Source organism: Paenibacillus sp. 79R4, assembly GCF_013393165.1.
Classification (GTDB): Bacteria; Bacillota; Bacilli; order Paenibacillales; family Paenibacillaceae; genus Fontibacillus.
Map to the genome: position 1 here is coordinate 120,098 of NZ_QJOT01000002.1, position 15,806 is coordinate 135,903.

A 15,806-nucleotide genomic window follows, 5' to 3' on the forward strand; every position below is an offset into this window, starting at 1 on the left:
GCTTCCGGCTCTAGCTTCATCCAACTGAATGCAAAAAGACGCAGGTCCGAAGCATCAATTTGGTGTTTCGGTGCTGCAGTACTGCGGGACTTCGTTACTGAAAACGGGCCTTTTTGAGCCCTTAATTTTAGACACAAACAGTGACGAAATTCGACAATACTTAAATTTTGTGACAATCCAAGTAAAAAGCTCTAAATGAGATTGTCCATATGACATTTGTTACATTCGTCACACTGCTTCTATGATAGATTGAAAAATTAAGTAAGGTCTATTTTTTATCAAATTAATTACTGATTAACGTCGTTATGATCTCGCATTTGCGAAGAAGGGAGCTATGACGTGGCACAGTTACCGAAAAAGAACAAGCTTGGATTTTTTGAGATTCGTCTGGAATCCATTGGGGGATTAGGCGCTAATCTGGCTGGCAAAATGCTGGCGGAGGCTGGCGTAGAAGGAGCGGGCTTCAACGGAGTCAGCTTCTCGTCTTATGGTTCGGAGAAGAAGGGATCGGCGGTTAAGGCGCATATCCGCTTCTGTGATCTGGATACTCCGATCCGTGATACCTCACCGGTAGAGCGTCCGCATATTGTCGGAATTTTTCAGGAGGCGCTGGCCAAAACCGTAAATGTAATTAGCGGTATATATGAAGATAGCACGGTCCTCGTGAATTCAACGAAAACACCCAAAGAGCTAAAAGAGAAAATGAAATTAATCGGCGGAACGATCGCAGTGGTTGATGCTACGGGCATCGCGCTCGAAGAGAAAAACCGCGTAAATATGGCCATGCTGGGGGCTATGTTCAGACTTTGTCCATTCCTTGATCCGCAGACGATGAAGGATGTTATCCGCAAGTCGCTGGAGAAGAAGTATCCGCAGACGGTTGCACCGGCTTTGGCTACTTTTGAGCGAGGCTATCAGGAGGTAACGTTCGAGACGTTCGATCTTCCGGAAGGAGCAAGCATGCCGGAATTTGTACGGATGGACACGCCGGTGCTTGGCTACGAGACGCAACCTATCGGAGGTATTATCTCAAATCCGGGCAATAGTATTTTGAAGGACTTGAGCATTTCCCGTTCAGGGATGATGCCCCATTTCGAGGCGGCTTCCTGTATTCATTGCGCCCAGTGCGATAATGTATGTCCTGATAATTGCTTCGTCTGGGAAGAACTCCCGGATAAGAAGGGCAGACCCCAGATGTTCCTGAAGGGTATCGACTATCAATATTGCAAAGGCTGCCTGAAATGTATTCATGCTTGTCCTACAGACGCACTCTCCAAAGCTCGTGAAGAAGAAGGTTATGCAGAGGAGCATCGCGTTCCGCATTTATTCGACCTGGCCATTCAATAAATCTGAAACAGAAAGGCGGTAACATTGATGGCAATCAATATGGAGAAGGAACAGAGATTAGCCAAGGTGGAAGAACGGATTGTCTATGAATCCGGCAATGAGATGGCAGCGTATGCCGCCCATCAGATTAATTATCATATCATGGGGTATTTTCCAATCTCTCCATCGACAGAAGTGGCTCAATTTCTGGATTTGATGAAGGCGAACGGACAGCATGATATCAAGCTGATCCCATCAGATGGCGAGCATAGCTCGGCCGGTATCTGCTATGGCGCATCCACGGCAGGCGGTCGTGTCTTTAATGCTACGAGTGCGAACGGTTATATGTATATGCTGGAGCAAATGAACGTGCAATCCGGCACCCGCTTCCCGATGGTCATGAACTTGGTCTGCCGTTCTATATCCGGCCCGCTCGATATTCATGGCGACCATTCGGATTTGTATTTTGCCTTGAACACAGGCTGGCCTATTCTGATGTGCCGCGATCCGCAGGCTGTCTATGATATGAATATTCTGGCGCTTAAGCTTGCCGAGGATCCGGAGGTCAGATTGCCTGTTCTGGTTGCTTCGGACGGCTATTTCACGTCCCACCAAAAACGGCGGGTTCGCACCTTCGCACATAGTAAGGATGTATTGAACTTTGTAGGTGAGCGTCCACCGGCAGGCTTCCCGGACACGCTGGACCGCAACCATCCGATTACGGTTGGGCCTTACATGAATGAACCGGATTATATCAATAACAAATACCAGCAATCGGAAGCGATGTATAACGCCGAGAAAGTGTTTGAGAGAATCGCTGGCGAATATGCGGAGCTTACCGGCCGCAAATACCAAATGCTTGATACGTACCGGATGGAGGATGCCGAGGTAGCTGTATTCCTCATGAATTCAGCTTCCGAGATCATTAAGGACGTCGTTGACGAGCTGCGGGCGCAAGGCATCAAGGCGGGTTCCATCGCACCGAATATGATTCGTCCGTTCCCGCAGAGGCAAATTGCTGAAGCGCTCAAGAATGTCAAGGCAATTACGGTTGGCGACCGCGCTGATTCCTTTGGTGCCCATGGCGGTAATATGGTGAATGAGATCAAGGCGGCTTTGTTTACTTACGGCAATCACTCAACGAAAGTGATCAGTCGTATTTACGGCCTTGGCGGCAAAGAGTTCTATGCTGAAGACGGACATAAGCTGTTCGAACTGGCGATTGAAGCGGCTAAGCATAATAAAGTGGAAGTTCCATTTGATTACTACGGACATACCCCTGGGGATAATAGCAAAGAGCCCCAACGCGTATTGAAGCCGATGAAATTCGAGGATTTGAAGACTGGTCTGATTCAGGTAAAAGTGAACGAAGAGACCGGTAAGCTTGGCGTACGGATTCCACCGCTGCGTGCCTTGACGAAGAAGCCGAAACGGATTGCCCCTGGGCATGGCGCTTGTCCCGGCTGCGGTATATTCTCGGGCCTGGAGTTGTTCTTCAAAGGGATTGAGGGCGATATCGTAGCGTTGTTCCATACAGGCTGTGCGATGGTGGTCACCACGGGCTACCCGTATTCGTCGCATAAGGCTACCTACATCCACAATCTGTTCCAGAACGGGGCAGCGACGCTATCCGGCGTAGTCGAGATGTTCTGGGAGCGCAAGCGCAGAGGCGAGCTGGATGAATTTGGACTGCAGGATGATTTCACCTTCGTGATGGTTACTGGCGACGGCGGGATGGATATCGGCATGGGGCCGGCGATTGGCGCAGCATTGCGCGGACATCGCATGATCATTGTCGAATATGATAATGAAGGTTATATGAATACAGGTGCCCAGCTCTCCTACTCGACACCGCTCGGACATCGTACTTCGACTTCGAATATCGGTTCGGTGCAGAAGGGGAAGGTATTCCATCATAAAGATACGGCGCAAATTATGGCGGCGACGAATATCCCTTATGTATTTACCGGCAGTGAAGCGTACCCGCAGGATCTGGTGAAGAAGGCTGCCAAAGCACAGTGGTATGCACAAAATGAAGGACTCGTCTATGGCAAGATTCTAATCGCCTGCCCGTTGAACTGGATCTCCCCGGATGATGAAGGTACCAACATCGTGGATGCTGCGGTAAACTCCTGCTTCTTCCCGTTGTATGAGGTCGAGCATGGACAGACAACGATAACTTATGATCCTGAGGAGAAGAACAAACGGGTTCCGCTTACGGATTGGCTGAAGACGATGGGCAAGACGCGCCATCTGCTTAAGCCTGAAAATGCCGAAGCGTTAGCTGGATTCGAACAGGAAGTGGATCGTCGCTGGCAGATTCTGAAGGCGAAGCATGAGAATCCTCTCCTGTAGCAACGGGAATTATTCTATAGTTAATATGAAGTAAAGCATGGAGCTGGAGATTGAAATATGCCACAATGAGTGGGTAGATTTCAATCTCCAGCTTTTATTGTTGTAAAATAGAAATAAATGATTACGACTGATAGATGGCCTTTACCAAGATAGATCTAAGGAGGAGTATAAGATGGAGCAAGCCTATAGAGCTTTTCGAGTGAATCAGGACGAACGGGGATTTCGGACGGGGATAGAGACGATCCGGATTGCGGACCTTCCGGATGGGGACGTAACGATTCGGGTTCACTATTCGAGTGTCAATTATAAGGATGGACTGGCCAGCATTCCGGATGGGAAAATAGTACGAAGCTACCCGATCACTCCGGGAATCGATCTGGCTGGTGAAGTGCTGGAGTCGAGCGACAGCCGTTATCAGCCCGGCGACCTTGTGCTGTGCACCGGTTACGGACTTGGTGTGAGCCAGGACGGAGGATTGGCGGATATCGCCCGTATACCTGGGGATTGGCTGGTAAAGGTGCCTGAGGGGTTGACCCCTATGGAGACGATGGCTATTGGGACGGCTGGCTTCACAGCGGCCTTATCGGTCGAGCGGTTGATTGCGAACGGGCTCTCGCCTGACTGGGGGCCGGTTGTAGTGCTTGGCTCTTCCGGGGGCGTTGGAAGCATGGCGGTATCCATTCTAGGCAAGCTTGGTTACCATGTTATTGCCGTCACAGGAAAAGCACAGGCCCGTGAGAAATTGCGTGCGCTAGGCGCCGCTGAGGTCATTAGCCGTGAGGAAGCCACGGCTGGCGGGAAAGGGCCGCTGTCCAAAGAACAATGGGCTGCTGTCGTTGATCCTGTGGGTGGCACGGTGACAGGTGAAGTACTAAAGAAGATCAAATACGGCGGTTCGGTTGCCATCTCCGGCTTAACTGGAGGTAATAAAATTGATACTACGGTATTCCCGTTCATCCTGCGCGGGGTGAATCTGCTTGGTATCGATTCGGTGTTATGTCCGATGCCGCTGCGCTCAAAATTGTGGCAGCAGCTAGCTGCTGAGTGGAAGCCGGAGACGGCGCTCGCTGAAGGGATCACTGAACTTCCGCTCGAGCGGGTATCAGAGGCATTGACGACCGTTCTCGCCGGACAGGCCGTGGGAAGACAGGTTATTAATCTTATAAAGTAATTAAAGGCTTCAGGGTTAGATAATATAGCAGGGATAGAAATGAGCGTTCAAAAAGGCTAGTTTGCTGCAAGAAGGTTGGATGAATCCAGGGCATGAGGAGCGGAGCGTACGTTTTGGGTGCGAGAGCAGCGGAAGGCCTGGCTGAATCCAAGATTCGATGTCGAGCTTGCTTCCTGATTCACTCCGTGATTTGAAGTAGATTTTTTGAACAACCTCTAGAAGCAAGTGAAGCTAACAGATCAGGGGAAAAGTCCCTCTGATCTGTTTTTTATACCGTGCAGCGTTGTTAGGATATAGTTGTACCTTTGTCGTGATATTATATATAATTGTCGTATACTTTGACTAAAAAACAACGATTTATTGTGGTAACTTAATAACTAGATGTCAGGAAATTATATATACTTGGGAGGCTGGAATAGATGACGATTCGAATAGGCAAGGTTAGTTACTGGCATGTCCATGCTTGGGATTACACGCGTCAAGCCCAGGAGCACCCAGACACAGCAATCACAGCAGTTTGGGATGACAATGAGGTGCGCGGCCGGGAAGCGGCTGAACAACTAGGGGTTCCCTATTATGCGAAGCTTGATGAGATGTTGGCCAACCCGGACATCGATGCAGTCATTGTAGATGCTCCAACCGATAGACATGAAGACATCATTACCGCTGCTGCAAATGCGGGCAAGCATATTTTCACTGAGAAAGTGCTGGCTCCGACCGTTGAGGAAGCGGAACGAATTTTGAAAGAGATCAAGCGTAATGAAGTGAAGCTGACGGTTTCACTGCCTCGCTTGAATGATGGTTATACGCTGGCTATTCAGGATATTTTGAAGCAGGGCTTGTTAGGTCAGATCACTTATGTGCGTGTTCGTCTATCTCATAACGGCGCTATAGCCGGCTGGTTGCCGGAGCACTTCTATAATTTGCAGCAATGTGCTGGCGGAGCGTTAATCGATCTCGGCTGTCATCCGATGTATTTGACGCGCCTGTTCCTGGGCCAGGAGATTACTGGCGTAAGCGCGAACTTCGGCTATATTACAGGCAAAGAAGTGGAGGATAACGCCGCTGTTAGCCTGTACACAGCATCGGGAGCGATCGGTATCGTTGAGGCGGGGTTTGTAAATAGCCATTCTCCATTTTCGATCGAGGTTCATGGCACAGAAGGGACGCTGATGTATGGAACGCCGGATGAGACGCTGTTGATCAGAAGCAACCGTGAACAGCTTGGGGAAGCTTGGCATGAACGGTCCACCGGAAACCGTCGCGAGAGCGCGTTTGAGCAGTGGGTGCAGCATATTCAGAAGGATACCCAGGCTGATGAGAATGTCAGCATAGCTCTGGAGTTGACCAGATTGATGGAGGCGGCAAATCGCTCGGCGAAGGAAGGCCGTGTAGTGCAGCCCGTGCAGCTAGGCGAGTAAGATGGAGCCCAGGCTGGTGAATTCATTTCCGTATGAAGTCATGTTCGGGAAGAAGGACATGATGGAGAGATTGGAGATCATCGTCTCTTGGGGGCATTATGAAATTCGTGTTCTCCGATTTCATTTAACGTCGTTTGATGCCGGGAGATTTGTTGACTTTCACAATCACGCTGAGTTTGAATTCCATTTCATCCCCAGGGGCAAGGGGGCAGTTATTCTGGAGGATACCCCTTTCACCTTGGCTGAAGGCATGTTCTATTTAACGGGGCCCGGCGTAATGCACTATCAGGAGGCATCGCCGGAAGAGGCGATGGATGAATTATGCCTCCATGTCGATATTGTCCCCAGATTTAAGAATGACGTGGACCCATGGGAGGCGGCTGAAGCGGAGGAATGCATCGAGAAGCTGCGCCATTTTCCGCTCAAGCCGACGTTGGATACGCATAATGCGATGCAATGCTTCCTTGAGGCCTATGAAGCGGCCGATAGGAAGTATCGGGGGTTCTACACATCGATTAAGCAGTCTGTGATCAGCATTCTGCTGAAGGCAGCCCGGGCTTGGGACTCGGGCGATACCGGAGCCGAGGCGCCGATCCGCGATATGCTGGAGCATCGCTATCATTATGCTATCCAGTATATTGAAGCAAACTATACGAACAATTTGACCTTGGACAATGTAGCCGAGAAGCTGAATATTAGTGCCCGGCAATTGCAGAGGGTGTTCAGAAGCATGGATGAGAGCCGTCCATTTAGTAAAATAGTGGAAGACATTAGACTGCGAGCTGTGTGCCGCAGACTGGAGGAGAGCAGCATGCCGATAGAGCAGGTCGCCCAGACCGAGGGCTTCTCGAATGCGACCTATCTGCATTCCGTATTCCGCAGGCGCTTCGGCATGACTCCCGCAGCTTATCGCAAGTGGAAGCAAGCTATTAACTAAGAATAGGGTGAGTATATATGAGTAAAGTATATCGGTTTGGAATCGTAGGTTGTGGCGGTATCGCCAACGGCAAGCATATGCCTAGCCTGAGCAAGCTGGAGAATGTGGAAATGGTCGCTTTCTGCGATATTATTCCTGAGCGGGCGGAGGAAGCTGCGGCCAAATTCGGGACAGCAGAAGCGAAGGTTTATGCAGATTATAAAAAGATGCTGGCTGAAGAGCAGCTGGACATCGTTCATGTTCTGACCCCAAATGACGCTCATGCTGAGATTTCCATCGCAGCTCTGGATAGCGGTCATCATGTGATGTGCGAGAAGCCGATGGCGAAGACTGCGGCCGATGCAAGAAGAATGGTTGAAGCCGCGAAGCGCAGCGGAAAGAAGCTGACGATTGGCTACAACAACCGCTTCCGGGCAGACAGCTGGTATATGAAGAAGCTGTGCGAGGAAGGAGAGCTTGGGGATATTTATTTTGCCAAGGCGCACGCGATTCGCAGAAGAGCGGTACCCACTTGGGGCGTATTCCTGGACGAAGAGAAGCAGGGCGGAGGCCCATTGATCGATATCGGCACCCACGCGCTTGATTTGACGTTGTGGATGATGGACAATTACAAGCCAAAGGTCGTTCTCGGCACAAAATATCATGAACTTGCCAAGCGTGAGAATGCGGCAAATGCTTGGGGACCTTGGGACCCTGAGAAATTTACGGTTGAGGATTCGGCATTTGGGATGATCGTGATGGAGAACGGCGCTACGGTCATGCTCGAATCCAGCTGGGCGCTCAACTCGCTTGAAGTGGATGAAGCAAAATGCAGCCTCAGCGGAACGGAAGCCGGCGCGGATATGAAGGGCGGTTTGCGCATTAATGGAGAGAAATATAGCCGCCTGTACACCAATGAGATCGAACTTAGCTCCGGCGGGGTAGCTTTCTATGACGGCAAAGCCGAAAATGCCTCCGACGTTGAAATGAGAAAGTGGATTGAAGCGATCGATCAGGATCTTGAGCCGGTCGTTACGCCGGAACAGGCCTGTGTAGTCTCGGAGATCCTTGAGGCGATTTACGAATCGGCACGTACTGGCAAGGCCGTATACATGAACTAGAAGCATTACATTATAGTAGGAACGCATCGCTAAAGCAGCGGTGCGTTCTTTTTTTGCGTGTATGTGTATGGCCGACTGCCATCCAAAAGTATGCTCCGAATTCCATACCGCCCACCGTACGCTCTATGCTCTGATTCATACCCCTCACCATATACGCTACCAGGTTTGGGTTTTCATACTACACATTGTACGCACCATACTCTTGGCCCCAAACCGCCCAGCGAATACCCCATGCTCCCAATCCCACACCATTTCACCATACACACCCTGCTCCAGACTCCATGTCATCCACCATACTTATACTCCGGCTTCCCTACCACCCACGGTACGAACCTTGCTCCTGACCTCCATCCCGCTTATCATACGGCCTATACTCCGAATCCCACACCATCCGCCGTCGCCACTTGTACACAAGCAGACGTGCAGATGCTTGAATTGGGGCCCTAACCAATCGGCCTCTGAGAGAGTATATGAAATCGAACTTGGAATGCAGTGGTTTGTCCGCTAATGAAACTGGGAAGCGTTATATGGGTCAAAACAGGGCGAACTAGAATTTAACGAAACACCATATCGTTATTTGGGCAAAAATAAGCCGTTTAGGCTATTTTATGTCCAATAGCGATACCCAGTTTCGTTAGATATAGATTAAGCCTATTTTCGTCCCAATAGCGATACCGTGTTTCCTTAGAACTGAATACACAGAGGTGTACAGGAAAATATGGTACAATATTGAAAATCAAATCGAGTGACGACCATATTTGGATTGAAAGAGGGGGAAGTATGATGGATACTTCTACAACGATTTTGGGATGGATACTCCCTATTTTTATAATCGTATTTTTTGTTTTGATCGCGGTGTTAGGTGTTTATTGCCTTATCCTGTCCATTAAGCTGACGCATCGGGGAATCAAGGCTCTGGACATTTACATTGCCGAGAAGAATAGAAGAGATCTCTAGCTTAAGGAGTGGGAAGATGGGAAAGAACAATCTCCGTTTATTGCTAGTATTTGTAGTTGCAGGAGTGATTCTTTCGGGATGTGGCAGCGCGAAGAACTTATCGTCAAATTCCGTTAACCCCACAGGCTCAACGGCCCCTCCCTACGTACAGCAGCGTAATCCGGATAAGGTTGAGTCTATGTTCAGCGTGGAGATGGTTATTCCATCGGATTTACAAGCGAATGAACCGTTTGAGGTTGAAGGTTTGCTATGCAATCATAGTGATAAAAAGGTAGAGATTTTGCATGGGGCGGCGATGTTTACGTATGTTATCTATACGCCTGATGGCGTCGAAGTACCGATCGACAGGGGAACATATACGATAAATGACATTGGCATCGGAGTCCTCCTTGAGCCAAACAGCAAGTACAGCTATGATGGAGGTGGACATATCAGCACGAAATAAAATGAAATCATGCTTGAGCGGCCTGGCATATATTCGATTGTAGCCCAGGCTGAGTTCCACCTTACCGGCAGCGGGAAAAACGATAGGATAAACCTCCAATCAGAACCCTATCAGATCGAGTTAAAATCTTGTAGGTGAAGGTTTTGTTAAATTTAAAAACATATCGTGATCGTAACGAGTTGAGGTCATTATTGGCTGAATGTATGTGGCCGGATGACGAACGAATATCTCGAGAACTCGATCGTTATTTAATGGATGATAGCAGAGGACTGTATGGTGCTGTGATTCATCAGCGGCTCGTTGGATTGATAGGCATTGTTCCATGTTCCGAAGAGGTGGTGGAGCTGAAGCATATCGCCATTAACCCCCAATACCGCAGGCATGGATTAGGTACAAAGTTAATCTATGAATATCGGCAAAGCTATCATCCAGTTAAAATCATCGCCGAGACGGATCGGGATGCAGTGGGATTTTACAGTAAGGTGGGGTTCGAAATTCATAGTCTAGGAGAAAAATACCCTGGCGTTGAACGATTTCAATGTATTTTATCGAAGGATCATGAGTTGATGTTAAAAGGTATGGGTTTATAAAGGTGCGTTGCAAGCGATCGTTCCAAGAGAAGGAGTGATATTGATGAAGTCTCCGGGTGGCTCGACATTTCCTTATTATTATAAAGGGGGAGAGATTCACTGTCTCAAATATGGGAACAAATACAAGGATGAACAGGCGCTGCTGCAGCTAATGCGGAAAGAAGAAGAATTTATCGTACGTATCAACAGGCGTCTGAAAATATGGGTTGATTTTGATAAGACCTCGTTTACTCCGGATGTCTGCAGCGCATTTATCCAAAATATTATCTATTTAAGCAGTCATATCGATAAGTTGTCGATTGTCGGATTGTCGGGCTTTCATCGTTGGCGGCTGCAGAGGGGAATTAGGAAAGCAAAGCTGAAGATGAGTATTTCATTTTATATGGACCCTGAAGAAGCCAAAACGTGGCTGATCTCTGAAGGAGTTATGCGATGATTAAATTCATTAGGCCCCAGAATGTATGAAAGCAAGCGATGCCTCCATGATCTATATCAAGCATTTCTTCAATCTCATTTTTGGGCAAGGAGCGGGATCATTTGCTTTATCATGTCAGTGAGGAGAGGAATATCGAAGTATTTGTTCCCAGAAAAGCTGAGGCTTGGCCGGATTTGCCGCCGGTCGTATGGGCGATGGACGAGAAGCATTTGATTAATTACCTTTTTCCCAGAGAATGCCCTCGCATTATATATGCAAATTCCCCAAGGGTTAGCGAAGCTGACCAAGCAAAATTTTTCTCGCAAGCGGCGGCAAATACAATCATTGCTGTGGAGAGCGGTTGGCTGGAGCGGATCAAGCAGGCCCGGATATACAAATACTGCTTTGCAGATGACGGATTTGAGCTGATGGATGAGAATGCCGGATACTATATCTCCAGAGAGACGGTAAGGCCACTTCGCATCGAACCCGTCCAGGATTTGCTGGAGCGGCTCTTGTCTTATGAGATCGAACTGCGCTTCACTCCGAATCTTCATCCTTTGAAGGCGGCTATTCTTGCTTCTACAGTTACGGATTTTTCAATGATACGTCTGCGGAATGCCAGATCATGAGAAACAACTGGGGGTTAGCAATGATCTATAAAAATGATAAAATCACAGTCCGTTCGATTAAAGAGGCGGATCTGCAGCTTCTTGCAGACTGGCTGTCTAATCCGGAAGTGCTGCAATACTATGAGGGACGTGATCGGCCCCATGATCTTAAAATGGTTAGGGAACGGTTCTATCTGAAAGATGACGAGACGCGATGTATTGTTGAATATGAAGGCCAAGCGATCGGCTACATCCAGTTCTATCCGCTTGAGAAGGATTCCAGGCGGGAATACGGGTACACCGATACGGACGGGAGCATCTACGGAACGGATCAATTTATTGGTGAGCCAAGGTATTGGAATAGGGGCATTGGTAAGAAGCTGGTCCGTTCGATGCGGGATTATTTGATCCATCAGCGTAAAGCGGATAAAGTGGTCATGGATCCGCAAGCCTGGAACGACAGGGCTCTCGCTTGTTATGAACAGTGCGGATTCATCAAGAAGAAGCTGCTCAAGCAGCATGAACTGCATGAAGGGCAATTAAGGGATTGCTGGTTGATCGAATATACGGCGGAATCTGCGTTATCATAGGAGGGGGACTGAATTCAGCTCACCTTTTCCAATGGTTTACGGAATCATATTGAATCCCCAAATTTCAAGCATGGTAGTTAAGGATGATGTAACTGGACTTGAACCGGCAGGCTGAGGTTTTTGAGGTAAATGCGCAATTTAGCTATTTTACACTTTGCTGGATGAGAATCAAGGGAAGAAGTTTGATCTGTTTGCCTATCATTCGCAGGGAGAGATTGTGCATACCGAGATGATCGATGAGGGAATGGAGTCGCCATCCGAGACAGTAAGATTGAAGGATTAGTCATGGAGATCAATCTGTTAGAGCAGACCGGATTCAGAAAGGTAGGAACGCTTGAGGTTCATGGCGAATTCTATCATCATGCCAGGCTGTAGAAATAAAAAAGGATGTGAAGTGTGATGATCGAGATAAGTGAGATCCGTTGGCAGGAGGGGGGATCTTTTGTAGATGCTCTATTGACTCCCGGTAGCGCTTATACGATGGCCTCCCTGATTTCCGGATTAGAGGCAGAGGTCGTAAAAATAAGCGTAGCTGATAATCATGCTGTGCTTAAGGTGTGGAACCGGGAATCCAAGTCGGATGTGGGCTTACAATATTATCTCTTGCGGATTTTATCTGCTCAAGGGATAGCCGTGTCACAGCCGTTGGGCTATGGACTGGATTTGGAAGGGAATCCGGTTTTACTGACCCCTTATGATGGGCAGCCTCTCCAAAAGCTAAATAAATCGATATTGTCGACGCTTGTCCGTAATCTGATCGAGATACATCGTTTCCCCATTTCAGAATTGAAAGGGCTTTCGCTTCCTCAATATGATTTTGTCCGTTATTTCTTTCCGCTTATTGAGAAGCATGAGGATATCAAGCTTTTACTTGAGCAGCTTGTCCCAAAAGTGAATATGCGTCAGAATTGTATGATTCATGGAGATTATAATTTGGGCAATATTTTGTACTTGAATGGAAAGTATTCCATTATCGACTGGACCAATATACAGCTAGGCGACTCCAGATATGATGCTGCTTGGTCGATATTATTAATGAAGGTATATGCAGGTGAACGTAACGGTTCGACCTATCAATCCTTATTTATGGATGAGGGGGCGTTTGCTGCGGATGACTTTGAGCTTTTCGAGGCATTGGCTTGCCTGAGATGGATTCTGCTATCCCGTATAGCTCCAGAGCTATCCAAGGGTAGAGGAATATTAACAAGAGCACGCAGTATCCTCAAAAACAATCCGTATCTACCTGAAGACTTGCTGGCATAGAACTAGTTGATCGGTTTTTCCTTCCGATCTCCCGGTGGTCTGACTTGGGCCTGCACACCTGTATCCTAATGCTGGGCCCATTTTGTACATAGCTCCCATACTTGTTGAATGGTATCAGGATCATCCGCATAGGCAGGATAATAAGTGGAACCGAAGATTTGCTTGGCTTGTGTGAGGGGATCAGGCTTGCTTAGACCTGGCAAAATAACCTCACCTTGCTTATTAAAAAGATGCCCGGACAGATTTGCATATTTCTCGGCCGTACAAATTTGATAATAGCACTCCGCTACTTCATCCGGTAAGGGATTAAACAGGTTTTGGAGTACTGCGAGAGTCCGCCAGATCGGTGATAGGTTATCTATGGTCCGTTTGGATATTTGGGTAGCAGGAATTTGCAGCGCATTGACCTGGATGTGATCGGGTTTAAGTTCCTCGGCCAATCTTTTCGTCATCATAAATAACGCCATCTTTGAATCGCCGTACATTTTATAGGTGCTATAAGGACGCTTATCTTTGAATTCGCCTTGAAGATTGTCAAACTCGATTTTTCGCTTGGGATCGAAGAAGTGCTTGATGTTCGTGCTGCAGGCATGAAGGATCCGGGCATCCGATGATTTGCGAAGCGGCTCCATTAATAGCTTTGTCATTAAGTAGGGGCCAATTAAGTTTGTGGCGAAGGAAAGCTCAATCTGATCGGGGCTAAGTTGATAGGTTTTTACACCATGTTTCAGGTAGGCCGCATTATGGATTAATACATCCAGTTGGTCAAAGGTTTGCCGGAAAGTGGAGCAGAAATGACGGATGGATGACAAGGAAGCGAGATCCAGTTCCAACAGGCTTACGTTATCGTTTCCGCTCTTTTCGATAATCTCCTGTTGTACGCTGCGACTTGCACTTAAATCGCGACAGGCCATTACTACATGAAACCCTGCGGAAGCAAACCTAGAGGCGGCTGCTCTGCCAATCCCGGAGTTGGCACCGCTAATGATCACCACCATACGATCTCTCATGTTTCTCCTCCTCGTTTCTAGGATTAGCACAATATCAATATATGTGAATTTAGTAGCAATAATGAATATAGGTGCCGATATATGAGTGAGTATTATTGGGACAGTCAGGTTGAATATTTGCACAATACTCGTTCGTTGTCTTTACTATAACGATGATTATCTGGAGTTTCTAGTAAAAATCGTCTGGAGGATCGATCAACCGGTGAAGATGATTGACTTCGGCTACGGTTATGGTTATTTAGGGCTAAAGCTCTTATAAAGAGCACCCGTTGGGCAGCAGTAAAGAACAACTATAGTTATTCTCCGGCTTGTAGTCACATATTCTAGAAGCTAAGCTCAGAAGCGGAGGCGATAAAGGCATGAAAGTATCTATTAGCTTAACCGGTCAGAATACGAAATTTATTATTAATAATCTATATCCATTGTATCTGCATGATCTGTCCGAAATCTGGGGATGGAGACCGAACCAATACGGCGTCTTTGAGACGGACGATACGTTGACACTGCATGATCAGAATAAAGTTTTTGATATTTGGTGGGAGAAGCCGTCGATTCTAATCCCTTATCTCGTCACTGTGGAAGATATTCCAGCAGGGTTCGCGCTTGTAGCGACACCGCCTTATACACCACATGGAACTGAATTTTATTTAAATGAATTTTTCATTTTGCGTTCCTTCCGTGGTCAGGGGGTTGCTGAAGCAGCCGCCATACAGGTCTTTCATCTTCATTCCGGCACTTGGGAACTGCAGACGAATCCGACGGACAGCAACAAGAGAGCGCAGGCCTTTTGGAGAAAAACGTTGAGAAATTATGCGTCCAATTCGTATCTGGAGCAGATTATGGAGACTTCGGATGACGGAAAGAAACTGGTGTTTACTTTTGATAATAGCAAATAGAAAGTTGCGCTCTGATAGAGGCTAAAAACTTGGAGGATATGAACAACTTAGAATGTTACGGATGAGCTAGAATATTAAATGAACAGCGATCAGCTGGAAGGAGGCAACTTATGTTAACGACGATATATATGGTACGGCACGCAGAGTCGCCTTATACGGCTGGTGAAGAGAGAATAAGAGGATTGAGTCCTGATGGTGAGCTGAAGTGCAGGCGGGTGACAGAGCTGCTGCAGGATGAAGGTATCGATATGATCGTCTCCAGCCCGTATGCGAGAGCGGTGTTAACCGTGGAGGGGTTGGCCGGGAAGCTGAATTTGCCGATCGTGACCTATGAAGACCTCAGGGAGAGACAGTTTGCCGATGATAGCTATCTGATCGGGGATGAGCAGTTTATGACTGAAATGCAAAATATGTTCTCCGACCCGGAATATGCTCTGCCTGGGGGCGAATCGAGCAAGGCTTGTCAGCAGAGAGCTGTTCCTGTACTGTTTGATTTGCTTGAACAGCATCGGGGGAGGAAAATCGTTATCGGTACACATGGTAACGTTATGACTCTGATGATGAATTATTTTGATCCGGAGTATGGCTGGGATTTCTTTATGGAGACAAAGAAGCCGGACATTTATAAAATGGAGTTCCAAGGAACGCGATTCATTCAAGTTGCGAAGTTGTGGAAGGATTGAAGGCGAATCCCATGGACGGAATTCAGAGCTTGAAGG

General features: G+C 47.7%; 17 protein-coding genes and 1 pseudogene. 16 read left to right on the forward strand and 2 right to left on the reverse strand.

Features of this window, described 5'->3' with window-relative positions; all coding sequences use genetic code 11:
- Positions 1–339: 339 nt before the first annotated feature.
- From DMN77_RS02530 to DMN77_RS02555, 6 genes are all read left to right on the forward strand, one after another.
- Positions 340–1,347, forward strand: coding sequence for a 2-oxoacid:acceptor oxidoreductase family protein (locus tag DMN77_RS02530; protein WP_068780797.1), 1,008 nt, complete (start codon positions 340–342; stop codon positions 1,345–1,347).
- A gap of 27 nt (positions 1,348–1,374) precedes the next feature.
- A complete protein-coding gene (locus DMN77_RS02535) occupies positions 1,375–3,681 on the forward strand; it encodes a thiamine pyrophosphate-dependent enzyme (RefSeq protein WP_179013373.1) in 2,307 nt (768 codons plus the stop codon).
- A 172-nt stretch (positions 3,682–3,853) separates the two neighbouring features.
- Positions 3,854–4,852, forward strand: coding sequence for an acrylyl-CoA reductase family protein (locus DMN77_RS02540; protein ID WP_179013375.1), 999 nt, complete (start codon positions 3,854–3,856; stop codon positions 4,850–4,852).
- Between the two features lie 419 nt (positions 4,853–5,271).
- Complete coding sequence (locus DMN77_RS02545) at positions 5,272–6,273, forward strand: Gfo/Idh/MocA family protein (RefSeq protein WP_179013376.1); 1,002 nt, start codon at positions 5,272–5,274, stop codon at positions 6,271–6,273.
- A 16-nt stretch (positions 6,274–6,289) separates the two neighbouring features.
- Positions 6,290–7,210 carry a helix-turn-helix domain-containing protein gene (locus tag DMN77_RS02550; protein WP_324254272.1) on the forward strand — a complete coding sequence of 307 codons (921 nt, stop codon included), beginning with the start codon at positions 6,290–6,292 and terminating at the stop codon, positions 7,208–7,210.
- A 17-nt stretch (positions 7,211–7,227) separates the two neighbouring features.
- Entirely contained in the window at positions 7,228–8,310 is a 1,083-nt protein-coding gene (locus DMN77_RS02555; protein ID WP_179013379.1) for a Gfo/Idh/MocA family protein, read from the forward strand.
- 156 nt (positions 8,311–8,466) lie between these two features.
- Here the strand turns inward: DMN77_RS02555 and DMN77_RS23715 are convergent, their stop codons facing one another.
- The gene (locus DMN77_RS23715; RefSeq protein WP_256872202.1) at positions 8,467–8,598 is read right to left on the reverse strand and encodes a hypothetical protein; all 132 of its coding nucleotides are present in this window, start codon (positions 8,596–8,598) and stop codon (positions 8,467–8,469) included.
- 685 nt (positions 8,599–9,283) lie between these two features.
- Here DMN77_RS23715 and DMN77_RS02560 point away from each other — a divergent pair.
- The 7 genes from DMN77_RS02560 (at position 9,284) to DMN77_RS02585 (ending at position 13,181) form a co-directional block, all read left to right on the forward strand.
- Entirely contained in the window at positions 9,284–9,712 is a 429-nt protein-coding gene (locus tag DMN77_RS02560) for a hypothetical protein (protein WP_179013381.1), read from the forward strand.
- A gap of 191 nt (positions 9,713–9,903) precedes the next feature.
- A complete protein-coding gene (locus DMN77_RS02565) occupies positions 9,904–10,302 on the forward strand; it encodes a GNAT family N-acetyltransferase (RefSeq protein ID WP_256872203.1) in 399 nt (132 codons plus the stop codon).
- A gap of 43 nt (positions 10,303–10,345) precedes the next feature.
- Positions 10,346–10,738, forward strand: a complete 393-nt coding sequence (locus DMN77_RS02570) for a hypothetical protein (RefSeq protein ID WP_068780804.1) — start codon at positions 10,346–10,348, stop codon at positions 10,736–10,738.
- A gap of 101 nt (positions 10,739–10,839) precedes the next feature.
- Positions 10,840–11,349 (forward strand): DUF6886 family protein, encoded by a 510-nt coding sequence (locus DMN77_RS02575; RefSeq protein ID WP_068780805.1) that lies wholly within the window; start codon positions 10,840–10,842, stop codon positions 11,347–11,349.
- 20 nt (positions 11,350–11,369) lie between these two features.
- Complete coding sequence (locus tag DMN77_RS02580) at positions 11,370–11,918, forward strand: GNAT family N-acetyltransferase (RefSeq protein WP_068780806.1); 549 nt, start codon at positions 11,370–11,372, stop codon at positions 11,916–11,918.
- A gap of 154 nt (positions 11,919–12,072) precedes the next feature.
- Positions 12,073–12,201: a hypothetical protein gene (locus DMN77_RS23720; protein WP_256872204.1), complete on the forward strand. Its 129-nt coding sequence runs from the start codon at positions 12,073–12,075 to the stop codon at positions 12,199–12,201.
- A 116-nt stretch (positions 12,202–12,317) separates the two neighbouring features.
- A complete protein-coding gene (locus DMN77_RS02585) occupies positions 12,318–13,181 on the forward strand; it encodes a phosphotransferase family protein (protein WP_179013383.1) in 864 nt (287 codons plus the stop codon).
- Positions 13,182–13,246: 65 nt separating this feature from the next.
- Here the strand turns inward: DMN77_RS02585 and DMN77_RS02590 are convergent, their stop codons facing one another.
- The gene (locus DMN77_RS02590; protein ID WP_068780807.1) at positions 13,247–14,191 is read right to left on the reverse strand and encodes an SDR family NAD(P)-dependent oxidoreductase; all 945 of its coding nucleotides are present in this window, start codon (positions 14,189–14,191) and stop codon (positions 13,247–13,249) included.
- An 81-nt stretch (positions 14,192–14,272) separates the two neighbouring features.
- On the opposite strand from DMN77_RS02590, the pseudogene DMN77_RS02595 reads away from it, so the two are divergent.
- From DMN77_RS02595 to DMN77_RS02605, 3 genes and pseudogenes are all read left to right on the forward strand, one after another.
- Positions 14,273–14,447, forward strand: a pseudogene (locus tag DMN77_RS02595) (methyltransferase); the annotation flags it as partial.
- 103 nt (positions 14,448–14,550) lie between these two features.
- Positions 14,551–15,087 carry a GNAT family N-acetyltransferase gene (locus DMN77_RS02600; protein WP_068780808.1) on the forward strand — a complete coding sequence of 179 codons (537 nt, stop codon included), beginning with the start codon at positions 14,551–14,553 and terminating at the stop codon, positions 15,085–15,087.
- A gap of 110 nt (positions 15,088–15,197) precedes the next feature.
- Positions 15,198–15,770 carry a histidine phosphatase family protein gene (locus DMN77_RS02605; RefSeq protein WP_068780809.1) on the forward strand — a complete coding sequence of 191 codons (573 nt, stop codon included), beginning with the start codon at positions 15,198–15,200 and terminating at the stop codon, positions 15,768–15,770.
- Positions 15,771–15,806: the final 36 nt, after the last annotated feature.